Genomic DNA, 22,066 nt, shown 5'->3' with positions numbered 1-22,066 from the left:
GTACTTACTTCTCCTCGGTACGGGTGTGGGTGACGGCAGGCTCGTTGCCGCCGAGCAGCAGGTACAGGACGGCCATGCGGACGGAGACCCCGTTGGTCACCTGCTCGATGACCGTGCAGCGGTCGGAGTCGGCGACCTCGGCGGTGATCTCCATGCCGCGGACCATCGGGCCGGGGTGCATCACGAGGGCGTGCTCGGGCATCCGCGCCATCCGCTCGCCGTCCAGGCCGTAGCGGCGCGAGTACTCCCGCTCGGTCGGGAAGAAGGCGGCGTTCATCCGCTCGCGCTGCACCCGCAGCATCATCACGGCGTCGGTCTTCGGCAGGACGCGGTCGAGGTCGTAGGACACCTCGCACGGCCAGGTCTCGACGCCGACCGGCACCAGGGTGGGCGGGGCGACGAGGGTGACCTCGGCGCCGAGGGTGTGCAGGAGGTCGACGTTCGAGCGCGCGACGCGGCTGTGCAGCACGTCGCCGACGAGCGTGATGCGCCGCCCGCTCAGGTCCTGGCCGAGCCCGGCGTCCGGGCCGGTCAGCCGGCGCCGCATGGTGAAGGCGTCGAGCAGGGCCTGAGTGGGGTGCTGGTGGGTGCCGTCGCCGGCGTTGATGACGGGAGCGTCGATCCAGCCGGAGTTGGCGAGCCGGTAGGGGGCTCCGGAGGCGCCGTGCCGTATGACGACGGCGTCGACGCCCATCGCCTCCAGGGTCTGGGCGGTGTCCTTGAGGGACTCGCCCTTGGAGACGCTGGACCCCTTGGCGGCGAAGTTGATGACGTCCGCGGAGAGCCGCTTCTCGGCGGCCTCGAAGGAGATCCGGGTCCGGGTGGAGTCCTCGAAGAAGAGGTTGCAGACCGTGCGTCCGCGCAGGGTGGGGAGCTTCTTGATCGGCCGGTCGGCGACCCGGGCCATCTCCTCGGCGGTGTCGAGGATCAGGACGGCGTCGTCGCGCGTGAGGTCGGCGGCCGAGATGAGGTGACGCTTCATCCGGTTTTCTCCGTGGGTGAAGGAGGTGTACGGGATTGTCCGTTGAGCGGGCATGCCTGCGGGCCCGGGGTCACCGGGTCCGTGCGCGATGCGCTAGCGCTCGCCGGCCGGGGCGGGGTGCTTCACACCGAGCAGCACGGCGTCCCGGCCGTCCTCCTCGGTGAGCTGGACCTTGACCGTCTCCCGCAGCGACGTGGGGAGGTTCTTGCCTACGTAGTCCGCGCGGATCGGCAGCTCGCGGTGGCCCCGGTCGACCAGGACCGCCAGCTGCACGGCGCGCGGCCGGCCGATGTCGCCCAGGGCGTCCAGCGCGGCGCGGATGGTGCGTCCGGAGAAGAGGACGTCGTCGACGAGGAGGACGACCCGGCCCTCGACGCCGTCGGCGGGAATGTCCGTGCGGGCGAGCGTGCGGGCGGGGCCCAGGCGCAGGTCGTCGCGGTACATCGTGATGTCGAGCGAGCCGACCGGGACCGTACGGCCGGTGATCTCCTCGAGCTTGGCGGCCAGCCGCCGGGCGAGGAAGACGCCGCGGGTGGGGATTCCCAGGAGCACCACATCGTCCGCGCCCTTGGCGCGTTCGACGATCTCGTGGGCGATACGGGTGAGCATCCGCGCGATGTCCGGGCCTTCGAGCACCGGCCGCACGGGGAGCTGAGCGCTCGCGTCGGAACTGTTTGCGTCCATATGAAACGGACCTCCTTCTCCGCCTCACGGGACGGACCTTAAAGGACGTCGGAATAACGCGGCCCAGGTTACCAGGGGCCTTCCCACGCCCCGTCCGCACCCCTGACGGGTGAGGGTCTGCCCCGTTCCGCTTGACGAAGTCAGATTACGCTGCGTAACCTCACAGTGAGTTACCAGCCCGCGGCGGAGCCGCATGTCGATACAGCCGTCTGGGGAGTTTTATGTCCAGCGAATACGCCAAACAGCTCGGGGCCAAGCTCCGCGCCATCCGCACCCAGCAGGGCCTTTCTCTCCACGGCGTCGAGGAGAAGTCCCAGGGCCGCTGGAAGGCCGTGGTGGTCGGTTCGTACGAGCGCGGCGACCGCGCCGTGACCGTGCAGCGCCTCGCCGAGTTGGCGGACTTCTACGGCGTTCCGGTGCAGGAACTGCTTCCGGGCACGACACCGGGCGGCGCGGCCGAGCCGCCGCCGAAGCTGGTGCTCGACCTGGAGCGCCTCGCCCATGTCCCGCAGGAGAAGGCCGGCCCGCTGCAGCGCTACGCCGCCACCATCCAGAGCCAGCGCGGTGACTACAACGGCAAGGTGCTCTCGATCCGCCAGGACGACCTGCGCACCCTCGCGGTCATCTACGACCAGTCGCCCTCGGTGCTGACCGAGCAGCTGATCAGCTGGGGCGTGCTCGACGCCGACGCACGCCGCGCCGTGTCGCACGAGGAGCTCTGACCCCCTCGTACCTGCAGAAACGTGCCGCCGCTCCGGGTTTCCGGGGCGGCGGTTCGGCGTTTCGGGGGCCGTTCCACGGCGCCCCGACCCACCGCCGTCCCCCGGGACACCCCGCGAAGGCCGCTGACGGCGTTCTGCGGGCATGCGAAGGGCCCGGAGCCTTGCCCTTCGCTCCGGGCCCGTTCACACGCTCTGCCGACCGCCTACTGCGCCTCGCGCCGCAGGCTCGGCTTCAGCTCCTTCAGCCGGCCGAGGAGGCCGTTGACGAAGGACGGGGAGTCGTCCGTGGAGAACTCCTTGGCGAGCTGCACCGCTTCGTCGATCGCCACCGCGTCCGGAGTGGCGTCCACCCAGAGCAGCTCGTAGGCGCCCAGGCGCAGGATGCTGCGGTCGGCCGCCGGCATCCGGTCCAGGTCCCAGTCGACCGCGTAGGTGGAGATCAGCTCATCGATGCGGGCGGCCTGCCCCGCGTATCCCTCGACCAGCTCCAGGGTGTATTCGTTCACCGGCGGCTGCCGTGGATCGGTCCGGGCGTGCCGCATCCAGTCCGCGAGCACGGACTGCACATCGGCACCGCGCTGGTCGGCCTCGAAGAGTATCTGGAAGGCGCGCTTACGGGCCTTGGTGCGGGCGGCCACGGTTAGCTGTTCACCCGGCCGAGGTAGTCGCCGGTGCGGGTGTCGACCTTGATCTTCTCACCGGTGGTGATGAAGAGCGGCACCTGGATGGAGTAGCCGGTCTCCAGCTCGGCCGGCTTGGAGCCGCCGGTGGAGCGGTCACCCTGCACGCCGGGCTCGGTGTGCTTGATGTTCAGCTCGACCGCGGCGGGGAGCTCGACGTAGAGCACCTCGCCCTCGTGCTGCGCCACGACCGCCTCGAAGCCCTCGATCAGGTAGTTCGCGGCGTCGCCGACGGCCTTGCGGTCGACGTGCAGCTGGTCGTAGGTGTCCATGTCCATGAAGACGAAGTAGTCGCCGTCCATGTACGAGAACTGCATTCCGCGCTTGTCGACGGTGGCCGTCTCGACCTTCACACCGGCGTTGAAGGTCTTGTCCACCACCTTGCCGGACAGCACGTTCTTGAGCTTCGTGCGGACAAAGGCAGGGCCCTTGCCGGGCTTGACGTGCTGGAACTCGACGACGGACCAGAGCTGGCCGCCGTCGAGCTTGAGCACCATGCCGTTCTTGAGGTCGTTCGTGGATGCCACGGTTGCGGAATCTCCTGGACTGCAGGTGGTGGGACCCGGAGCGGCACACGCCGAAACCCTACGGCTCAGAGTGCGAGCAGCTCCTTGGTCGTGATCGTGAGTAGCTCGGGCCCGCCGTCCGCCTCTGGACGGACGACGAGTGTGTCGTCGATCCGGACACCCCCGCGGCCCGGGATGTGAACCCCCGGCTCGACGGTGACCGGCACGCAAGCGTCCAGTTTACCCATGGCGGCAGGGGACAACTGAGGGTCCTCGTCGATTTCGAGTCCCACACCGTGCCCGGTCCACGCTCCGAGCCGCTCGCCGTACCCCGCGGCATCCAGGACATGGCGGGTCACCCGGTCCACCTCGCGGCACTCCACACCCGGCGCCAGCGCCTCCCGCCCGGCCCGCTGGGCTGCGAAAACGAGATCGTACAGCTCGATCTGCCAGTCCGAGGGCGTGGTGCCGATGACGAAGGTCCGGCCGATCTCGCAGCGGTAGCCGCGGTAGTTGGCGCCCAGCCCGACACTGAGGAAGTCGCCCTCCTCGACCCGCCGGTCGGTGGGCAGATGCCCGGGGCGGCCGGCGTGCGGGCCGGTGGCGACGGACGTGGGGAAGGCCGGGCCGTCCGCGCCGTGGTCGACCAGCCGGCGCTCCAGCTCCAGCGCGAGATGCCGCTCGGTGCGGCCGACCAGGATCGACTCCAGGAGTTCCCCCAGGGCCTGGTCGGCGATCTCCGCGGCGATCCGCAGGCAGGCGATCTCGTCGTCGTCCTTGACCAGCCGCTGCGCCTCGACCGCGCAGGCCAGGTCCGTCAGCCGCAGCCGGGGCGCGACCTGGGAGAGCGCCCGGTGCCGGGTGACGGTGAGGTGGTGCTCCTCGACGGCCAGGAAGGCCGCTCCGGCCTTCGCGGCCAGGTCGGCGCCGGCCACGACCGGGTCGCCACCGCGGGTCGGCAGCACCGTGACCCGTACGTCCTCGGCCGGGCGCCCCTCGGAGGGATCGCCGCTCAGCGGCCTGCCGCACAGCAGCATGTCGTCCGCCGGCCCCAGCAGCAGCGCGGCGCCGGGCGGCGCACAACCGGTGAGGTAACGGACGTTCGCGGGGCGCGAGATCAGTGCGGCGGTACTTCCGGCCCCGGCTGCGCGGTCGCGCAGCCGCGTGCGTCGGGCCGCGTACAACTCGGACATATCACGAGCGTACGGCGACTCCCCCGAGGTGGCCGGTCGAGCGGGGCCGCCCGGGGGAGGACCGTCGTCCCGTCTACCAGCTGGGCGGGCTGGCGATGCTCCGGGCGACGACGTCGTCCAGTACCCGCACGGTCGTGGCGACGTCGTGCTGGGAGTTGTCGATGATCGGCAGACCGGAGCCGTACCAGCCGGCCATCCGCCCGTGAATCCTGGCCACCTCCTCGTCGGAGAGCCGGCGGTTGCCGCTGCGCCGGGCGTTGCGCTCCAGCACGATCTCCAGTCCGGGCAGCAGCACGATCGGCAGCAGCCCGGGGCCGACATGGCGCTTCCAGCCGCCGAGGCCGATGACCGGGCGGTCGGGGAAGACCGCGTCGTCGAGGATGCAGGAGATGCCGTTGGCGAGGAAGTTACGGGCCGCGAAGCCGCAGGTGCGGCGGGCGAGGCGGTACTGCGCCTCGGAGTGGTCGTTCCAGCCGGACTGGGGGTCGGCGAAGCCGGCCCGGACCCACTCGCGGACGTCGTCGAGGCTGATGTGCGCGGTCGGCACCCGCCGGGTGTCCGCCCAGTGGCGCGCCACGCTGGTCTTGCCGGCCCCGGCCGGGCCGATGAGCAGCACCGCGACGGCCGCGTGCGTGGCGTCCGGAGCGGCGTCGGTGGGCGGGCTGGGCAACGGCACCGGGGCGCCCGGGGGCAGCGGCACATGGCCGGTGACGTCCGTGCTGTGCGGGGTGGGCGGGGCCTGCTGGGGCGCGGGCCCGTGCCAGCCCTGGCCGGCGGCGGGGGCCGGCTGCTGCGCGGGCGGCGGGGCCGGGGGCGAGGCGGGCGGAGTGTGCCCTCCCGGGGCGGGTCCCCCCGGGGCGGGCGTCCAGTGCATGGCGGCCCCGGGTCCTGATGCCTGCCCGTGGGGCGGCGGCAGCGGAGCCCCCACTGCGTAGTGCATCCGGTGGCTCTCCGTCTCGTGCGGTCGACGTGGTGCGGTGCTCCCCCGGCTCCCGCCGGATGGTGCGGCGGACGCCGGGCTCGGCCGCCCGGCGCCCCCTGCGGGTAACCCACCGGCCCGGACGGGCCGTTGTGCCCCGCGGCCGCCGGCGGGGTGGTGCTGCTGCGAACGGTACCCTCCCGGGCCCGCCCGGAGGATCTCCTGCCCCGGCGTCCGCCGCGGGAACACCGGGGCGCCGTGATGGTACGTCAGTCGCGCAGTTCCTCGGCCAGCGCGCGGAGCGCCAGACGGTACGAGCCGATGCCGAAGCCGGCGACCGTACCGCTGGCGATGGCCGCGATGACCGAATTGTGGCGGAACTCCTCGCGGGCGTACGGGTTGGAGATGTGCACCTCGATCAGCGGGGCGGTGCGCTGGGCGGCCGCGTCCCGCATGCCGTACGAATAGTGCGTGAAGGCACCGGGGTTGATGATGACCGGGAGCGAGGCGTCGGCGGCCTCGTGCAGCCAGCGGATCATCTCCCCCTCGTCGTTGGTCTCCCGGACCTCGGTCTCGAACCCCAGCTCCTTGCCGAGCCTGCCGCACTCCTCGACCAGCCCGGCGTAGGAGGTGGCGCCGTAGACGTCGGGCTCACGGGAGCCCAGCCGGCCGAGGTTGGGGCCGTTGAGGACGAGCACCCGCCGGGCCTTGCCGCTCGTGCCGCTCACGCCGCGATCTCCGCGTGTGCGGCGAGCAGCATGGCCGGGTCCGGGCCCTCCAGGACAGTGGGCTTGGCCAGGCCGTCCAGGACGATGAAGCGCAGCCGGTCGCCGCGGGACTTCTTGTCGACCTTCATGGTCTCCAGCAGCTTGGGCCACTGGTCGCCCCGGTAGGTCAGCGGCAGCCCGACGGACTCCAGGACGGAGCGGTGCCGGTCGGCGGTGGCGTCGTCCAGCCGGCCGGCAATCCGGCCGAGTTCGGCGGCGAAGACCATGCCGACGGAGACGGCCGCGCCGTGCCGCCAGTTGTAGCGCTCGTTCTTCTCGATGGCGTGCGCCAGGGTGTGGCCGTAGTTGAGGATCTCCCGCAGACCGGACTCCTTGAGGTCCGCGGAGACCACCTCGGCCTTGACCCGGATCGCCCGCTCGATCAGCTCGGCGGTGTGCGCGCCGTCCGGGCGCTTGGCGGCCTCGGGGTCGGACTCGATCAGGTCGAGGATCGCCGGGTCGGCGATGAAGCCGGCCTTGATGACCTCGGCCAGACCGGAGACGTAGTCGTTGACCGGCAGCGAGTCCAGCGCGGCCAGGTCGCAGAGCACCCCGGCCGGCGGGTGGAAGGCGCCGACGAGGTTCTTGCCCTCGGCGGTGTTGATGCCGGTCTTGCCGCCTACCGCGGCGTCCACCATGCCGAGCACGGTGGTCGGCACCGCGATCCAGCGCACCCCGCGCAGCCAGGTCGCGGCGACGAAGCCGGCCAGGTCGGTGGTGGCGCCGCCGCCCACGCCGACGATCACGTCGCTGCGGGTGAAGCCGGACTGGCCCAGCGCCTTCCAGCAGTACGCCGCGACCTCGGCGGTCTTGGACTCCTCGGCGTTCGGCAGCTGGATGGCGATCGCCTCGTAGCCCTGGGAGGCCAGGTCCTCGCGCAGCGCCTCGCCGGTGGCGGCCAGCGCCTCCGGGTGCAGCACGGCGACCCGCTTGACGCCCTCACCGATCAGGCCCGGGAGCTCGCCGAGCAGCTGCCGCCCGACGAGCACCTCGTACGGATCGGTGCCCGCCGTGCCGCCGACCTGGATACGGGTGGCCTGCTCCGTCATGCCTGTTCCTCCCTGTGGGCGGCCCGCGGGGCGTCTCCCGCGGCCTCGCGTAGCTCCAGCGCGTCCAGGATCGCCTCGACGACCTGCCCGGGGGTCCGCTCCCCGGTGGCGACCACGGCGCGCGCGGCCTCGGTGTACAGCGGACGGCGGCGCTCCATCAGCTCACGCCACTGCTTGCGCGGATTGACGGCCAGCAGCGGGCGGGGCGCGTCGAGGCCCACCCGCTTGACGGCGTCCGCCAGTTCGACGTCCAGGAAGACCACCGGCAGTCCGGTCAGCAGCGCGCGGGTGCCCTCGTCGAGGATCGCGCCGCCGCCGAGCGCGAGCACGCCCGGGTGGCCCTCGACCGCGGCGCGCACGGCGGCCCGTTCCAGGTCGCGGAAGTGCGCCTCGCCCTGGTCGATGAAGATCTCGGCGATCGGCCGGCCGGCCGTGGCGACGACATCGGCGTCGGTGTCCCGGTAGCCGACGCCCAGCCGCTCGGCCAGCAGTGCGCCCACCGTCGACTTGCCGGCCCCGGGCGGGCCGATCAGCACGACGGCCGGCGACGTCATCGGATCGCCAGGTTGTCGAGGAAGGTCTGCACGTTGCGGCGGGTCTCCGGCACGCTGTCGCCGCCGAACTTCTCCACCACCGCGTCCGCCAGCACCAGGGCCACCATCGCCTCGGCGACGATGCCGGCGGCCGGCACCGCGCAGACGTCCGAGCGCTGGTGGTGCGCCTTGGCCGCCTCGCCGGTGCTCACGTCGACGGTCGCCAGCGCCTTCGGCACCGTCGCGATCGGCTTCATCGCGGCCCGCACCCGCAGCAGTTCGCCGGTGGTCAGCCCGCCCTCGGTGCCGCCGGAGCGGCCGGAGCTGCGCTTGATGCCGTCGTCGGTCGAGAGGATCTCGTCATGGGCCTTCGAGCCGGGCACCCGCGCCAGGTCGAAGCCGTCGCCGACCTCGACGCCCTTGATGGCCTGGATGCCCATGAGGGCGGCGGCCAGCCGGGCGTCCAGTCGCCGGTCCCAGTGGACGTGCGAGCCCAGACCCACCGGCACACCGTAGGCCAGCACCTCGACGACCCCGCCGAGGGTGTCGCCGTCCTTGTGGGCCTGGTCGATCTCGGCCACCATCGCCTTGCTCGCGTCCGCGTCCAGGCAGCGCACCGGGTCGGCGTCCAGCTTCGCCACGTCGGAGGGCCGCGGGTAGACCCCGTACGGGGCCTTGGCCGCGGCCAGCTCGACGACGTGCGAGACGATCTCGATACCGGCCGTCTCCTTGAGGAAGGAGCGGGCGACCGCGCCGAGCGCGACCCGGGCGGCGGTCTCACGGGCGGAGGCGCGCTCCAGGATCGGGCGGGCCTCGTCGAAGCCGTACTTCTGCATCCCGGCGAGGTCGGCGTGCCCGGGGCGGGGACGGGTCAGCGGCGCGTTACGGGCCAGCGCGGCCAGCTCCTCCGGGTCCACCGGGTCGGCCGCCATCACCTGCTCCCACTTGGGCCACTCGGTGTTGCCGACCATGACCGCCACCGGCGAGCCCAGCGACAGACCGTGCCGCACCCCGCCCAGGAAGGTGACCTGGTCCTGCTCGAACTTCATCCGGGCACCGCGGCCGTAGCCGAGCCGCCGCCGCGCCAGCGCGTCCGCCACCAACTCCGTGGTGATGGGCACGCCGGCCGGAAGGCCCTCCAGCGTCGCCACGAGTGCGGGGCCGTGCGACTCCCCCGCCGTCAGCCAGCGCAACCTGCTCAACGGTGCTCCTCATGTACTGCTCATCCGCGTACGGTCTCTCCCTGATCCTCCCACGTCGTGTGAGACGGGCGGCGCCCAGTCCAGGGTGCGGACCGGGCGCGCGGGGACGTACGGGACGGACCGGGCGTACCGGGCCCGGCACGGCGGGTCAGCGGGCGGCGAGCGCCGCCTCGCCCGCCGTGCGCATCGCGCCCAGCGGAGCCGGCGACCGCCCCGTCATCTGCTCCACCTGCAGGACGGCCTGGTGGACCAGCAGGTCGAGGCCGCCGACCACGGCGCCGCCGCGGTCGGCCCAGGCCGTGGCCAACGGCGTCGGCCAGGGCTCGTAGAGCACGTCGAAGAGCGTGCCGGGCCGGTCGGGCACGGCGGCGGCGAGCGCGTCGGTGGTGCCCGCCGGGGTGGTGGCAACGGTCAACGGCGCCTCGAAGGCCGCGGCGGCGTCCTCCCAGGCGGCCGTGCGGACCGTGACCCCGAGCCGCTCGCCCCAGCCGCGCATCTCCTCGGCCCGTGCCGCGCTGCGGACATAGGCGGTGACCTCGCCGGTGCAGATCCGGGAGAGCGCGGCGAGCGCGGAGGAGGCGGTGGCACCGGCGCCCAGCACCGACGCCCGCTCGACCTGCCGCACCCCGCGCTCACGCAGCGCGGCGATCATGCCCGGGATGTCGGTGTTATCGCCGAGGCGCCGCCCGTCGGAGGTGAGGACCACGGTGTTCACCGCCTCGACGGCGGCCGCGGTGGGGCTGATCTCGTCGAGCAGCGGGATCACCGCCCGCTTGAGCGGCATCGTCAGCGACAGACCCGCCCACTCGGGGCCGAGCTTCCCGACGAAGCCCGGCAGGGCCGCCTCGTCGACCTCGAAGTGGTCGTACGCCCAGTCCGCCAGCCCCAGTTCCGCGTAGGCGGCACGGTGCAGCACCGGGGAGAGGGAGTGGGCGATCGGGGAGCCGAGGACCGCAGCCCGACGGGTGGTGCTCATTGCTTGGCTTTCTCTTGTTCCTTGACGTAAATGCGGCGGTTGCGTTCGTGCTGCTCGTTCGTCTCGGCGAACAGCGTCTTTTCCGGATTGATCGAGACGAAGTAGTACCAGTTGCCCTTCTTCGGGGCGATGGCCGACCTGAGCGCTTCCTCACCCGGATTGCCGATCGGCCCCGGCGGAAGCCCCTTGAACTTGTAGGTGTTGTACGGGTCGTTGAAGTTCCGCAGATTGTCGACGGAACCGGTGTCCAGGGTGCTCTGGGACTTGGCGTAGTTCACCGTCGAGTCGAAGTCGAGCAGGCCGAAGGTCTCGGTGTTGCCCGGCTTGAGGCGGTTGTAGACGACCCGCGCGACCTTGACGAAGTCGTGCTTGTACTTGCCCTCGGCCTGCGTGAGGCTGGCGACGGTGAGCAGCTCCATCGGCGAGTCGAGGTGCAGCTTCCGCGCGTTCCCCTCCAGGTCGTACTTCGCGTAGACCTGGTTCGCCCGCGCCACCATCTGCTTCAGGACCGCCGCCGGCTTCGCCTTCTCGCCCACGCTGTAGGTCGACGGGTAGAGGAAGCCCTCCAGCGGGTCCTTTATCTTCGCGGAGTCGCTGGCCCAGGACGGCAGGCCGAGGCTCTTGGCCTCGGTCTTCGCGATCTTCTTGGTGCTGCCGGACGCGAGGTGGAGCTTCTTGTCGATCAGCTTGTAGACGTCGCCGGAGCGCAGGCCCTCGCGGATGGTGAGGCCGTTGCGGCTCTTGGGGTCCACCATCAGCTCGACGGCCGAGGCCGCGGACATGTGCTTGCGCAGGGAGTAGGTCCCGGGCTGGAGGACCTTGTCCTTCTTGCTGTCGATGGCCGCCTCGGAGAACGCGTCGGCGCTCTTGACCACGCCTTCGCGCTTGAGGGCCAGACCCATCTGCAGGATCGTGGACCCCTCCGGGATGTCGACCTGGACGTCGCCGGTGCCCTCGCCCTCGTAGTCGGGGGCCGAGCCGAGGTGGCTCATGATGAAGTCGTAGCCGAAATAGCCGACGACACCCACGGCTCCGGCGAAGAACAGGGTGACGACCAGGCAGGTCCGGCCGCTGTGCCGCTTGTTCTTCTTGCCCTTGCCGTTCTTGCCGCGGCGCTCGCGGCCGCCGCCCCGGCCCTCGTCGTGCGGGCCCCGGTCGTCGCCGTCGTCGTCCTCGCGGTCCGCGAAGAACGCGTGCTCCCGCTCCGGCTCACGCGGTCCCGGCTCGGCCCGCCAGTCGTCGCCGGCGCCGGGGCCCTCGTCGTAGTACGGCTCCCCCTGCTCGGGGTGCGGCGGCTGCTGGTACTGCTGGTGCTGCTGCATCCCCTGGGGGGGCTGCCCGCCCTGCATTCCCCGCTGGTCCTGCATCCCCTGCGGGGCCTGCTGCTGCGGATGCTGCTGCGGCGGATAGGCGTCCGGGGCGGCGTAGTAGTCGGAACCCGTTCCGCCGTACGGGTCGGCCGGCTGCTGCTGCCCGTAGGGGTCGTACGGGTCGTAGGGCGTCTGCCCGCCCTGCGACCCGTCCCAGCCGCCGTTGTAGTGCTGCTGGGCATACGGGTCAGGCTGCTGCTGGGGGTACCGGTGGGCCTGCTGTCCGTCCCACTGAGGCTGCTGCGCCTGGCCTCTGGAGGAACCCTGGTCTCCGTAGAGCGGGTCCTCCGGATGCCACGGTTCGGAGCCGTAGCCCCGGCCATACTCGGTCATCGATCCCCTAGAGCCGAGAGGCGGTGCACTCCGGCCTGGCAGCGCGCTTGCTGTACCCGATCCGCCTCTACTTGCACGCGCGGCTGTTCGAACGCCGCACATCGCGCGGAACGTTACCGTACCGCGATCAGATGACCACTTCGACGCTCTCTCCCGGAGGCTCCCCGGAGACGCGTTCGGTCTCCAGTGCGCTCTGCAGGATGACCACCGCGGCCGCCTGGTCGACCACCGAGCGGCCCTTCTTGCTCCGGACCCCCGAGGCCCGCAGGCCCTGGGTGGCCGTGACCGTGGACATCCGTTCGTCGACCAGCCGGACCCCTACGGGGGCGATGGTGCGGGCCATCTCCTGGGCGAAGGCCCGGACCTTGGCCGCGGCCGGCCCCTCTCCCCCACTGAGGGAGCGGGGCAGGCCGACCACGACTTCGAGGGGCTCGTACTCCTCGACGATCGCCTTGAGCCGGCGGTGCGCGGCCGGCACATCACGTCCCGGCACGGTCTCGACCGGGGTCGCGAGGACCCCGTCGGGGTCGCACGAGGCGACCCCGATACGGGCGTCCCCGACATCCACGGCGAGGCGCCGGCCACGTCGCATCTCTGTCACGTGCGTCAGGCCGCCTCGGCGACGAGGCGCTCGACGGCCCCGATGGCCTCGGGCACCGCGGCGGGGTTCTGACCGCCGCCCTGGGCGACGTCCGGCTTGCCGCCGCCCCCGCCACCGAGCGTCTTGGCGGCGGTACGGACCAGGTCACCGGCCTTGATGCCGCGCTCGCGGGCGGCCTCGTTGGTGGCGATCACCGTCACCGGGCGGCCGTTGGCGACCGAGAACAGCGCCACGACGACGGCACGGTCGCCCTGGATGCGGCCGCGGACGTCCAGCACCAGCTTGCGCAGGTCGTCGGCGGAGGTGCCGTCCGGGACCTGCCCGGCGGCCAGCGCCACCCCGCGGACGTCCTTGGCGCCCTCGGCCAGCCCGGCGGCGGCCTGCAGCACCTTCTCGGCGCGGAACCGCTCGATCTCCTTCTCGGCGTCCTTCAGCTTGGCCAGGACCCCGGAGATCTTCTCCGGCAGCTCCTCCGGGCGGCCCTTGACCAGCTCGGTGAGCTGCGAGACGACGGTGTGCTCACGGGCCAGGAACTTGTAGGCGTCCACGCCGACCAGGGCCTCGACCCGGCGGACGCCGGAGCCGATGGACGACTCGCCGAGCAGCTTCACCAGACCCAGCTGGGCGGTGTTGTGGACGTGGGTGCCGCCGCACAGCTCCTTGGAGAAGTCGCCGATGGTGACGACCCGGACGCGGTCGCCATACTTCTCGCCGAACTCGGCGATGGCGCCCTGCTTCTTGGCGTCCTCCATGCTCATGACCTCGGCGTGCACGTCGAGCTCGCGGGAGAGCACCTCGTTGATCTTCTGCTCGACGTCCGTGAGGACTCCGCCGGGCACGGCGGCCGGCGAGCCGAAGTCGAAGCGGAAGCGGCCCGGGGAGTTCTCCGAACCGGCCTGGGCGGCCGTCGGGCCCAGGGCGTCGCGCAGCGCCTGGTGGGTGAGGTGGGTGGCGCTGTGGGCACGGGCGATGGCGCGCCGGCGGGTGACGTCGATGGTGGCGTACGCGGCGGAGCCGAGCACCACCTCGCCGACCTGGACGGCGCCCTTGTGGACCGTGACACCGGGCACCGGCTGCTGGACGTCGCGGACCTCGACGACGGCGCCGGAGTCCAGCCTGATCCGGCCGGTGTCGGCGAGCTGGCCGCCGCCCTCGGCGTAGAAGGGGGTGCGGTCCAGGACGACCTCGACCTCGTCGCCCTCGTGGGCGGCGGGGGCCGGGACACCGTTGACCAACAGGCCGACGATGGCAGACTCGCCCTCGGTGGCGCTGTAGCCGGTGAACTCCGTGGCACCGGACTTGTCGGCGACCTCACGGTAGGCCGACAGGTCGGCGTGGCCGCTCTTCTTGGCCTGGGCGTCGGCCTTGGCGCGCTCCCGCTGCTCCTTCATCAGACGCCGGAAGCCGTCCTCGTCCACCGACAGGCCCTGTTCGGCGGCCATTTCGAGGGTGAGGTCGATCGGGAAGCCCCAGGTGTCGTGGAGCAGGAAGGCCTTGTCGCCGGGCAGGACCGCGGAGCCGGCGGCCTTGGTGTCGGTGACGGCGGTGTCGAGGATGTTGGTGCCGGCCTTCAGCGTCTTGACAAAGGCGGCCTCCTCGGCGAGGGCGACCGTCTCGATGCGGCGGCGGTCCTCCAGCAGCTCCGGGTACTGCTGGCCCATGGTCTTGATGACCACGTCCAGCAGCTCGCCGACGACCAGTCCGCTGGCGCCGAGCAGCCGCATGTTGCGGATGGCGCGGCGCATGATGCGGCGCAGCACGTAGCCGCGGCCCTCGTTGCCGGGGGTGACGCCGTCGCCGATGAGCATCGTGGACGTACGGATGTGGTCGGCGACCACGCGCAGCGAGACGTCGCTGTCGTGGGAGGTGCCGTAGTGGACGCCGGTCAGCTCGGTGGCCTTGTCGATGACGACGCGCAGGGTGTCCGTCTCGTACATGTTCGGGACGTCCTGCAGGATCATCGCCAGGCGCTCGAGGCCGAGGCCGGTGTCGATGTTCTTGCTGGGCAGCTCGCCGAGGATCTCGAAGTCCTCCTTGCCGGTGCCCGCGCCGCGCTCGTACTGCATGAAGACCAGGTTCCAGATCTCCACGTACCGCTCGTCGTTGACGGCCGGGCCGCCCTCGACACCGAACTCCGGGCCGCGGTCGTAGTTGATCTCGGAGCACGGGCCGCAGGGGCCCGGGACGCCCATGGACCAGTAGTTCTCCTTCTTGCCCAGGCGCTGGATGCGCTCCTTGGGCACCCCGACGACCTCGTGCCAGATGCGCTCGGCCTCGTCGTCGTCGAGGTAGACGGTGATCCAGAGCTTCTCGGGGTCGAGGCCGTAGCCGCCGTCGGCCTGGGAGCCGGTCAGCAGCTCCCAGGCGTACGTGATGGCGCCTTCCTTGAAGTAGTCGCCGAAGGAGAAGTTGCCGCACATCTGGAAGAACGTGCCGTGCCGGGTGGTCTTGCCGACCTCTTCGATGTCCGGCGTGCGCACGCACTTCTGGACGCTGGTGGCGCGCGGGGCGGGCGGCTTGACCTCGCCGAGGAAGTACGGCTTGAAGGGGACCATGCCCGCGTTGACGAGCAGCAGCGTCGGGTCGTCCGCGATGAGCGACGCCGACGGCACGACGGTGTGCCCACGCTCTTCGAAGAAGCGCAGCCAGCGGCGGCGGATTTCAGCCGACTCCATCAGTGGTCCTCTTTTCCAGTCGGTCCGGTCAGACCGGTGTGTCCGGTTGTTCTCGTGGTTCGGTACTGCGGTTCGAGTACCGCGCGGCGCGGAGCGGGCAGCTCGCGCACCTCGTTCGGCTCGCCGAGCCCCAGGGCGTCGTGCAGCTGTTCTTCACGGTCCGCCATTCCGGTGCGTACGTCCAATGCAAATTGGCGCAGCCGGTGTCCGGTCTCGACGGCCTTGTCCGCGGCCTGTGCGGCGAGGCTGTCGGGCTGCAGCTTGCGCAGCTTGCGGTGGACCTTGTTGGTGGCCCACACGCCGGCGGCGGCGCCGGTGGTGAACCAGAATGCGCGGCGGAACATCGCTGTGATCAGTCCTTGGAGCGACGGTTGCGGCGCCCGCCACGGCGGGCGCCGGGCAGGATACGGCCGGGGACGACGGTGCGCTGCGGCTCCGGCTCGCCCTTCTTGCCGATCGCGCGGCGCACGCCGTAGCCGAACGCCGCCACCTTGACCAGCGGTCCGCCGAAGGCGGAGGACACGGTCGAGGAGAGCGCGGAGGCGTTGGCGGTGACCTCTTGGACGTCGGCGGCGATGGCATCGACGCGGGCCAGCTGGGTGTGCGCGGAGCGGACCGTCGCGGAGGCGTCGGCGAGGAGGGGTACGGCCTGCTCGGACACCTCGGCCACCATCTTGGTGGTCGCCTTGAGCGTCTGTGCGAGCCTCACCAGCACCAGGGCGAGGAACGACACAAGGATCGCCCAGAAGACGGCCACGAGAATCCCGGCCACCTCTCCACCGGACACGTTGGCACCACTCTCCGACTGGTTCGGTCTGCTTCTCGTCCTGCTCGAACGGCAACCTTGACCTTATCGCGCCGTGACTGTGCGTCCGTACCCCGTTCCCGGTGGCGCGGGGCGGGCGCGGGAGGAATCCGGCGGCGTGATTGTACGGTCCGCATCCTGCCGAGTACGCTCCGTGTGCCATGCGACGCCTCACGCGCCCCGGCCCCGTCTCCCGCCCGTCCAGCGAGCGCCTGCGGGCGCCGGGCCGGCCGGGGAACCTCCCCGCGGAACTCAACCGCTTCATCGGCCGCGACGACGAACTGGCCGCGCTGGCGCGGCAGCTGGAGTCGGACCGGCTGGTGACGCTCACCGGCCTCGGCGGCGTCGGCAAGTCACGGCTCGCCCGCCATAGCGCAGCGATCTTGCAGGATCGCTTCTGCGATGGGGTGTGGCTGGTCGAACTGGATTCCCTGCGGGAGCCGCACCTCCTGGACCACACCGTCGCCGAGGCGCTGGCACCGGCCGACCGCACCGGCCGACCGGTGCGCGCCGCGCTCTGCGACCACCTCGCCGGCCGGGAACTGCTGCTCGTCCTGGACGGCTACGAGCAGCTGGTCGACGCCTGCGCCGAGCTGACCGCGGAGTTGCTGCGCCGCGCCCCCGGACTGCGGGTGCTGGCCGCCGGCCGGCGGCCGCTCGGGCTGACCGGCGAGCGGAACCTCGCCCTGGCACCGCTGAACTCCGCCGATGCGACGGCCCTGTTCACCGACCGCGCCGCCGCCGTGCTCGGCGGCTTCACCGTCGAGGAGGCCGACGAGCCGGCGGTCACCGAGCTGTGCGAGCGGCTGGACGGCATTCCGCTGGCACTGGAGCTGGCCGCCGGACGGCTGCGCGCGCTCTCCGTCGACCAGGTGCTGCACCGGCTCGACGACCGCTTCCGGCTGCTGACCGGTACCGCCCGCGGGGCCCTGCCGCGCCATCAGACGCTGCGCACCGCGATCGGCTGGAGCCATGAGCTGTGCACGCCCGAGGAGCGGCTGCTGTGGGCGCGGCTGTCGGTCTTCGCCGGGCAGTTCGACCTGGAGGCCGCCGAGTACGTCTGCTCGGGCCCGGAGCTGCCGGCCGCCGGACTCCTCGACGTCATCGCGGAGTTGGTCGCCCAGTCGGTGCTGGTGCGGGAGGAGACCCCGGCCGGGGTGCGCTACCGGATGCTGGACACCGTACGGGCCTACGGCGCGGGCTGGCTGGCGGCGACGCAGGACGGCGACCGGCTGCGGCGCCGGCACCGCGACTGGTACCTGGGGCTGGCCACCTGGTGCGAACTGGACTGGTTCAGCTCCCGGCAGGCGGAGATCGCGGCCCGGATCGACGCCGAACTGCCCAATCTGCGGGTGGCGCTGGAGCAGAGCCTGGAGTGCCCCGCCGAGACGCACCTGGGCCAGTACCTGGCGGGCACCCTGTGGTTCTACTGGGTGGGCTGCGGCCGGCTCTCCGAGGGCCGGCACTGGCTGGACCGGGCCCTGGAGCTGGAGAGCGACCACGACGACGCACGGCTGAAGGCGCTGTGGGTGGCCGGCTATGTCGCGCTGATCCAGGGGGACACGGTCGGCGCCCTGGGGGTGCTCCAGGAGTGCCGCGACGAGGCCGAGCGGACCGGCAACGCCACCGCCGCCGCGTACGCGCTGCACCGCACCGGCTGTCTGGCGCTGGTCTGCGACGACATGCCGCGCGCCGAGGAGCTGCTGCGCGGGGCGGTGCGGCGCTACCGGGAGATCGGCGAGCTGAACGGCACGGTGCTGCTGGCGCAGGTCGAGCTGGCGATGGCGGTGGCCTTCCGGGGCGAGCCGGCGGACGCGGTGCGGCTGTGCGAGGACGTGCTGGAGGTGTGTGAGGACCACGGGGAGCGCTGGACCCGGGCGTACGCCCAGTTCGTGCTGGCGTACGCGGCCTGGTCGCGGGGCGACGGCGGGCGGGCCCGGGCCCTGCTGGTGGAGTCGCTGGCCGTCCACCACACCTTCCACGACCTGCTGGGCGTGGTGCTGGCACTCGAACTGCTGGCGACGGTGACGCTCGGCGAGGGGGACGCGGAGGAGGCAGCGGTGCTCCAGGGCGCCGCGGGTCGGATCTGGCCCTCGGTGGGGCTGCCGCTGTTCGGTTCGCGCCACTTCCGGGGGCCGCACGCCGAGTGCGAGGAGCAGGCGCGGCAGCGGCTGGGGGCCGAGCGGTACGGGCGTGCCCTGCGTACGGGCGAGCGCCTCGGCCTGGACGCGGCGGTGGCCCGGGTGCTGCGGCCCGCCGGCCCGGTGCCCGCCCGGCACCGCTCCGTACGGATCGCGCCGCCGGGAACGCACGAGCCCGCCGCCTCCCCCTCCGCGAGCGGCGGGGAGACGGCGGGCTGAGCGTGGTGCTGCGCCTGCGGTGGTGCTTAGCGGGCGTAGTACTCGACGACGAGCTGCTCGTCGCAGATTACCGGGATCTCCTTGCGGTTCGGGTCCCGGTCGAGGCGGAACGCCAGAGCCTGCAGGTTGACCTCGATGTAGCGCGGGGTCTCGCCGTCGGGGGCGTAGCCACCCTCACGCGCGACCTGGAAGGGGTGCTTCTCGCGGCTGCGCTCGCGGACCATCACGACGTCGCCGGGGCGGACGCGGAAGGACGGCTTGTCGACCTTGCGGTCGTTCACCGAGATGTGGCCGTGGACGACCATCTGGCGGGCCTGGTAGATCGTGCGGGCGATGCCCGAACGCAGGACGAGCGCGTCCAGACGGCGCTCAAGCTCGATGATCAGCGCTTCGCCGGTCTTGCCTTCGACCTTCCGAGCGCGGTCGTAGGCACGCGCCATCTGGCGCTCGCTGATGTCGTACTGCGCACGCAGGCGCTGCTTCTCGAGCAGACGGACCTTGTAGTCACTGCTCTGCTTGCGGCCACGGCCGTGCTCGCCGGGCGGGTAGGGACGGGCCTCGAAGTACTTGACGGCCTTCGGCGTCAGCGCGATGCCGAGCGCGCGGGACTTCTTGACCTTGGGACGCGACTGGTTCACGTGGAACGTTCCTCCATGTAAGTTAGGTGAGGCTTACCTTAGCGCGAGGAGAACGCATGTTTCGACCGGGGATCCCCCTGCCCAGTGCACACCGCACCGAGTCGGGTCAGCCGCGTCCCGTGGAAGGCGCCCAGCAGCCCACCGCCGCCGAGCGCATACGAACCCTCGTCGAGTCCAATGGTATGGCGTCTCTGAGTGTCCCCGGTGTCGAGGACCCCGACGAGACCGGACTCTCGGCACCGGTCTGCCGGACCGTGACACCCGACGGAGACGTGCTGTTGCTGGTTTCCGGGGACTCTGCGGCGGCTCGGGCGGCGGCACACGCCCAGGACGACGACCTCACGGCCGTGATGGAGATCACGGATGTTGCACCCGTTTCGGTGCCCCATCGCATCCGTGGACGGGCCTGGGTGGCCGGCTGGCTCACCCCCGTACGCAACGAGCAGCGTGCCGAGGCGGCGATGCTGCTCGCCGAGCGGCACCCGGTCGGCGAGCTGCTCGGCATCGGCGAGGCGCTCCAGCCGGAGCCCGCCCCGGGCCTCTACGGGCGGACCGCCTGGATGATGCTGCGCCTGGAAGTCGGCGAGGGCGCGGTGGACGACCTGTGGGGCGCCGAGTCCGTCGAGCCGGACGACTTCGCCGAAGCGGCTCCGGACCCGCTGATCCTCCACGAGGCGGAGCTGCTGCAGCATCTGCACGCCGCGCACAGCGAGCAGGTTCGCGGGCTGTGCACCCTGCTGGGCAACCGCGGGGAGGTCTGCGGGCTGCGCGACCGGGCCGTGCCGGTGAGCCTGGACCGCTTCGGGCTGCGGGTGCGCTTCACCGACGCCGAGCAGCGCTCCTTCGACGCACGGTTCGACTTCCCCGAGCCCGTACGGGACGTGGCCGAGCTGCGGCGGGCGATGCACCGCCTCTTCGAGGCCGCGGCCGGGTAGCGGACGGCCGCCGCCCGGCCGTCCCGCTACTCGGCGGTGCTCTCGCCGGAGTCCGTACGCAGCCGGACCCGTACTCGCTCGACGACATCGGCGTAGCGCGCCTCCGCACCATGGCGGGTGGGCTCGTAATAGCGCGTGCCGTGCACCTCGTCCGGGGCGTACTGCTGGGCCGCGATACCGCCCGGCAGGTCGTGCGGATAGCGGTAGCCCTGGCCGTGGCCGAGCTTCTGGGCGCCCTTGTAGTGGCCGTCGCGCAGATGGAGCGGCACCGCGCCCGCCCGGCCGGCCCGGACGTCCGCCAGGGCGGCGTCGATGGCCATGTAGGCGGCGTTCGACTTCGGCGCCAGGGCGAGCGCGATGGTGGCCTGGCTCAGCGTGATCCGCGCCTCCGGGAAGCCGATCATCGCCACGGCCTGGGCCGCGGCGACCGCGGTCTGCAGGGCCGTCGGATCGGCCAGCCCGATGTCCTCGCTCGCCGAGATCATCAGCCGGCGGGCGATGAACCGCGGGTCCTCCCCCGCCTCGATCATGCGCGCCAGGTAGTGCAGCGCGGCGTCGACGTCCGAGCCCCGGATGGACTTGATCAGTGCGCTGGCGACGTCGTAGTGCTGGTCGCCGTCCCGGTCGTACTTGACCGCCGCCCGGTCGACGGACTCCTCCAGCGTCTGGAGGGTGATCTCCTTCTCGCCCTTGGCCAGCGCGGAACCGGCCCCCGCCTCCAGGGCCGTCAGCGCGCGCCGGGCGTCGCCGCCCGCGATCCGCAGCAGATGCCCCTCGGTGTCCTCGGGGAGGGTCACCGCACCCGCCAGCCCGCGCGCGTCGGTCAGCGCGCGCCGCAGCAGGCCGCGCAGATCGTCGTCCGTCAGCGGTTCGAGGGTCAGCAGCAGGGAGCGGGACAGCAGCGGCGAGATCACCGAGAAGTACGGGTTCTCGGTCGTCGCGGCGATCAGGGTGACCCAGCGGTTCTCCACGGCCGGCAGCAGGGAGTCCTGCTGGGCCTTGCTGAAACGGTGGATCTCGTCGAGGAAGAGGACGGTCTCCTTGCCGTAGCCGCCCGAGGCGCGCCGCGCGCCGTCGATGACCGCGCGGACCTCCTTGACCCCCGCCGTGATCGCCGAGAGCTCCACGAAGCGCTTGTTCGTCGCCTGGCTGACGACATACGCCAGGGTCGTCTTGCCGATGCCCGGCGGCCCCCACAGGAACACCGACGACGGGCCGGCGGGCCCCCCACCGCCCTCGCCGACGAGCCGGCGCAGCGGCGAGCCCGGCTTGAGCAGATGCTGCTGGCCCACGACTTCGTCGAGGGTGCGCGGGCGCATCCGGACGGCGAGCGGGGACCCGGCGGGGTCCTTCTCCTGGCGGTCTTCGGCAGCGGCGGTGAACAGGTCGGGCTCCACGATCACGAGCCTAAGCCACCCCACTGACAACGCCCCGGCCGCCGTCAGGACGGGCCGGGGCGCGGGCAGCGCGTCGGGCGGGGCTCAGATGAGGCTGCTCCAGTACGTCCACCACTTGGTGAGGATCAGCAGCGCGATCACGCCGTACCAGAGCACCGGGACGACCCAGTGGAACTCCAGCACGGCCCGGCGCAGCCCGTCGGGGGCCGGGATGATCCCGTGCTTGAGGTTGTGCACGGTGGTGTACCAGAACATCAGGATCGTGATCAGCCACGTCAGCGTGCACCACAGGCACAGCGAGTTGATGACGTACAGCGACTGGGACATCAGCCACATGCAGAAGACCGTGCCGAGCAGCGTGCCGACGTTCAGTCCGATCCAGTACCAGCGGCGGAAGCGGGCGCCGGCCAGCAGGGCCATGCCGACCCCGATGACCACGCCGAAGGCGACCAGACCGGCGACCGGGTTCGGGAAGCCGAAGACCTCCGCCTGCGGGCTCTGCATGATGTTGCCGCAGGAGATGATCGGGTTGAGGCTGCAGGCCGGCTTGTAGTGCGGGTCCTTCAGCAACTCGATCTTGTCCAGGGTGATGACCCAGGACGCGAGCAGACCCAGCGCTCCGGTGATCACCAGGAGCACCGCGAAACCGCGACCCGAGCCGATCGTGCCCGTGCCGCGCGCGCGGTCGTCGTCGGTGGACACGTCGTCCAGCGCTGTCGTCGTCATATCGGAGTTCCGT

The 22,066-nt window shown here is 71.9% G+C and carries 22 protein-coding genes; 3 read left to right on the top strand and 19 right to left on the bottom strand.

Translation table 11 applies throughout. The features are described from left to right. Positions 1 to 4: 4 nt before the first annotated feature. Together ACWC9R_RS20405 and pyrR are read right to left on the bottom strand one after the other, a co-directional pair. The gene (locus ACWC9R_RS20405; RefSeq protein ID WP_450733358.1) at positions 5 to 982 is read right to left on the bottom strand and encodes an aspartate carbamoyltransferase catalytic subunit; all 978 of its coding nucleotides are present in this window, start codon (positions 980 to 982) and stop codon (positions 5 to 7) included. Between the two features lie 93 nt (positions 983 to 1,075). Further along, positions 1,076 to 1,666 (bottom strand): bifunctional pyr operon transcriptional regulator/uracil phosphoribosyltransferase PyrR, encoded by a 591-nt coding sequence (gene pyrR, locus ACWC9R_RS20400; RefSeq protein ID WP_362602325.1) that lies wholly within the window; start codon positions 1,664 to 1,666, stop codon positions 1,076 to 1,078. Between the two features lie 221 nt (positions 1,667 to 1,887). Between pyrR and bldD the strand changes: the two genes are divergently transcribed. Next, on the top strand, positions 1,888 to 2,388 hold the full coding sequence (bldD, locus tag ACWC9R_RS20395; RefSeq protein ID WP_018087605.1) for a transcriptional regulator BldD: 501 nt from the start codon (positions 1,888 to 1,890) through the stop codon (positions 2,386 to 2,388). A 203-nt stretch (positions 2,389 to 2,591) separates the two neighbouring features. Here the strand turns inward: bldD and nusB are convergent, their stop codons facing one another. From nusB to ACWC9R_RS20325, 14 genes are all read right to left on the bottom strand, one after another. Beyond that, on the bottom strand, positions 2,592 to 3,026 hold the full coding sequence (gene nusB, locus ACWC9R_RS20390; protein ID WP_450733356.1) for a transcription antitermination factor NusB: 435 nt from the start codon (positions 3,024 to 3,026) through the stop codon (positions 2,592 to 2,594). Between the two features lie 2 nt (positions 3,027 to 3,028). After that, positions 3,029 to 3,595 (bottom strand): elongation factor P, encoded by a 567-nt coding sequence (efp, locus tag ACWC9R_RS20385; RefSeq protein WP_362602321.1) that lies wholly within the window; start codon positions 3,593 to 3,595, stop codon positions 3,029 to 3,031. A 65-nt stretch (positions 3,596 to 3,660) separates the two neighbouring features. Then, positions 3,661 to 4,767, bottom strand: a complete 1,107-nt coding sequence (locus ACWC9R_RS20380; protein ID WP_450733354.1) for an aminopeptidase P family protein — start codon at positions 4,765 to 4,767, stop codon at positions 3,661 to 3,663. Between the two features lie 73 nt (positions 4,768 to 4,840). After that, positions 4,841 to 5,707, bottom strand: coding sequence for a Pro-rich N-terminal domain-containing protein (locus tag ACWC9R_RS20375; protein WP_450733352.1), 867 nt, complete (start codon positions 5,705 to 5,707; stop codon positions 4,841 to 4,843). Between the two features lie 248 nt (positions 5,708 to 5,955). Beyond that, positions 5,956 to 6,414: a type II 3-dehydroquinate dehydratase gene (aroQ, locus tag ACWC9R_RS20370; RefSeq protein WP_450733350.1), complete on the bottom strand. Its 459-nt coding sequence runs from the start codon at positions 6,412 to 6,414 to the stop codon at positions 5,956 to 5,958. Beyond that, positions 6,411 to 7,502, bottom strand: coding sequence for a 3-dehydroquinate synthase (gene aroB, locus ACWC9R_RS20365; RefSeq protein ID WP_450733348.1), 1,092 nt, complete (start codon positions 7,500 to 7,502; stop codon positions 6,411 to 6,413). The genes aroQ and aroB overlap by 4 nt, the downstream gene beginning before the upstream one ends. Further along, a complete protein-coding gene (locus ACWC9R_RS20360; RefSeq protein ID WP_450733346.1) occupies positions 7,499 to 8,056 on the bottom strand; it encodes a shikimate kinase in 558 nt (185 codons plus the stop codon). Before ACWC9R_RS20360 ends, aroB begins: the two co-directional genes overlap by 4 nt. Next, positions 8,053 to 9,237: a chorismate synthase gene (gene aroC, locus ACWC9R_RS20355; protein WP_450733344.1), complete on the bottom strand. Its 1,185-nt coding sequence runs from the start codon at positions 9,235 to 9,237 to the stop codon at positions 8,053 to 8,055. The genes ACWC9R_RS20360 and aroC overlap by 4 nt, the downstream gene beginning before the upstream one ends. A gap of 148 nt (positions 9,238 to 9,385) precedes the next feature. Continuing rightward, the gene (locus tag ACWC9R_RS20350; protein WP_450733342.1) at positions 9,386 to 10,213 is read right to left on the bottom strand and encodes a shikimate dehydrogenase; all 828 of its coding nucleotides are present in this window, start codon (positions 10,211 to 10,213) and stop codon (positions 9,386 to 9,388) included. Then, the gene (mltG, locus tag ACWC9R_RS20345; RefSeq protein WP_450733341.1) at positions 10,210 to 11,916 is read right to left on the bottom strand and encodes an endolytic transglycosylase MltG; all 1,707 of its coding nucleotides are present in this window, start codon (positions 11,914 to 11,916) and stop codon (positions 10,210 to 10,212) included. The genes ACWC9R_RS20350 and mltG overlap by 4 nt, the downstream gene beginning before the upstream one ends. A 127-nt stretch (positions 11,917 to 12,043) precedes the next feature. Next, on the bottom strand, positions 12,044 to 12,508 hold the full coding sequence (ruvX, locus tag ACWC9R_RS20340) for a Holliday junction resolvase RuvX (protein ID WP_362602499.1): 465 nt from the start codon (positions 12,506 to 12,508) through the stop codon (positions 12,044 to 12,046). Between the two features lie 14 nt (positions 12,509 to 12,522). After that, positions 12,523 to 15,192 carry an alanine--tRNA ligase gene (alaS, locus tag ACWC9R_RS20335; RefSeq protein ID WP_450733339.1) on the bottom strand — a complete coding sequence of 890 codons (2,670 nt, stop codon included), beginning with the start codon at positions 15,190 to 15,192 and terminating at the stop codon, positions 12,523 to 12,525. Further along, positions 15,192 to 15,536, bottom strand: coding sequence for a DUF6167 family protein (locus ACWC9R_RS20330; protein WP_362833219.1), 345 nt, complete (start codon positions 15,534 to 15,536; stop codon positions 15,192 to 15,194). The genes alaS and ACWC9R_RS20330 overlap by 1 nt, the downstream gene beginning before the upstream one ends. Positions 15,537 to 15,544: 8 nt before the next feature. Further along, on the bottom strand, positions 15,545 to 15,979 hold the full coding sequence (locus ACWC9R_RS20325; RefSeq protein ID WP_174887034.1) for a DUF948 domain-containing protein: 435 nt from the start codon (positions 15,977 to 15,979) through the stop codon (positions 15,545 to 15,547). A gap of 179 nt (positions 15,980 to 16,158) precedes the next feature. Between ACWC9R_RS20325 and ACWC9R_RS20320 the strand changes: the two genes are divergently transcribed. Further along, complete coding sequence (locus tag ACWC9R_RS20320; RefSeq protein ID WP_450733337.1) at positions 16,159 to 18,357, top strand: ATP-binding protein; 2,199 nt, start codon at positions 16,159 to 16,161, stop codon at positions 18,355 to 18,357. A gap of 26 nt (positions 18,358 to 18,383) precedes the next feature. On the opposite strand, the gene rpsD is transcribed toward ACWC9R_RS20320, so the two are convergent. After that, positions 18,384 to 18,995, bottom strand: coding sequence for a 30S ribosomal protein S4 (gene rpsD / locus ACWC9R_RS20315; RefSeq protein ID WP_362602284.1), 612 nt, complete (start codon positions 18,993 to 18,995; stop codon positions 18,384 to 18,386). A gap of 182 nt (positions 18,996 to 19,177) precedes the next feature. On the opposite strand from rpsD, the gene ACWC9R_RS20310 reads away from it, so the two are divergent. Continuing rightward, on the top strand, positions 19,178 to 19,930 hold the full coding sequence (locus tag ACWC9R_RS20310) for a DUF2470 domain-containing protein (protein WP_450733335.1): 753 nt from the start codon (positions 19,178 to 19,180) through the stop codon (positions 19,928 to 19,930). Positions 19,931 to 19,956: 26 nt separating this feature from the next. On the opposite strand, the gene ACWC9R_RS20305 is transcribed toward ACWC9R_RS20310, so the two are convergent. Next, positions 19,957 to 21,327, bottom strand: coding sequence for a replication-associated recombination protein A (locus ACWC9R_RS20305; protein ID WP_450733333.1), 1,371 nt, complete (start codon positions 21,325 to 21,327; stop codon positions 19,957 to 19,959). A gap of 84 nt (positions 21,328 to 21,411) precedes the next feature. Next, on the bottom strand, positions 21,412 to 22,053 hold the full coding sequence (locus ACWC9R_RS20300; RefSeq protein WP_450733331.1) for a vitamin K epoxide reductase family protein: 642 nt from the start codon (positions 22,051 to 22,053) through the stop codon (positions 21,412 to 21,414). Positions 22,054 to 22,066 lie beyond the last annotated feature (13 nt).

The sequence above is a fragment of the Streptomyces sp. NPDC001219 genome (assembly GCF_053597915.1).
This window is presented reverse-complemented; position numbering and strand designations above follow the sequence as displayed.

Excerpts from the sequence above, each read along its gene's own strand:
- ACWC9R_RS20330 (WP_362833219.1), bottom strand. The coding sequence starts at position 15,536 with ATGTTCCGCCGCGCATTCTGGTTCACCACCGGCGCCGCCGCCGGCGTG.
- mltG (WP_450733341.1), bottom strand. The coding sequence starts at position 11,916 with ATGACCGAGTATGGCCGGGGCTACGGCTCCGAACCGTGGCATCCGGAG.
- ACWC9R_RS20375 (WP_450733352.1), bottom strand. The coding sequence starts at position 5,707 with ATGCACTACGCAGTGGGGGCTCCGCTGCCGCCGCCCCACGGGCAGGCA.
- ACWC9R_RS20380 (WP_450733354.1), bottom strand. The coding sequence starts at position 4,767 with ATGTCCGAGTTGTACGCGGCCCGACGCACGCGGCTGCGCGACCGCGCA.
- ACWC9R_RS20405 (WP_450733358.1), bottom strand. The coding sequence starts at position 982 with ATGAAGCGTCACCTCATCTCGGCCGCCGACCTCACGCGCGACGACGCC.
- ACWC9R_RS20310 (WP_450733335.1), top strand. The coding sequence starts at position 19,178 with ATGGCGTCTCTGAGTGTCCCCGGTGTCGAGGACCCCGACGAGACCGGA.
- pyrR (WP_362602325.1), bottom strand. The coding sequence starts at position 1,666 with ATGGACGCAAACAGTTCCGACGCGAGCGCTCAGCTCCCCGTGCGGCCG.
- ACWC9R_RS20350 (WP_450733342.1), bottom strand. The coding sequence starts at position 10,213 with ATGAGCACCACCCGTCGGGCTGCGGTCCTCGGCTCCCCGATCGCCCAC.
- ACWC9R_RS20300 (WP_450733331.1), bottom strand. The coding sequence starts at position 22,053 with ATGACGACGACAGCGCTGGACGACGTGTCCACCGACGACGACCGCGCG.
- bldD (WP_018087605.1), top strand. The coding sequence starts at position 1,888 with ATGTCCAGCGAATACGCCAAACAGCTCGGGGCCAAGCTCCGCGCCATC.
- ACWC9R_RS20360 (WP_450733346.1), bottom strand. The coding sequence starts at position 8,056 with ATGACGTCGCCGGCCGTCGTGCTGATCGGCCCGCCCGGGGCCGGCAAG.
- ruvX (WP_362602499.1), bottom strand. The coding sequence starts at position 12,508 with ATGCGACGTGGCCGGCGCCTCGCCGTGGATGTCGGGGACGCCCGTATC.
- aroB (WP_450733348.1), bottom strand. The coding sequence starts at position 7,502 with ATGACGGAGCAGGCCACCCGTATCCAGGTCGGCGGCACGGCGGGCACC.
- ACWC9R_RS20320 (WP_450733337.1), top strand. The coding sequence starts at position 16,159 with ATGCGACGCCTCACGCGCCCCGGCCCCGTCTCCCGCCCGTCCAGCGAG.
- alaS (WP_450733339.1), bottom strand. The coding sequence starts at position 15,192 with ATGGAGTCGGCTGAAATCCGCCGCCGCTGGCTGCGCTTCTTCGAAGAG.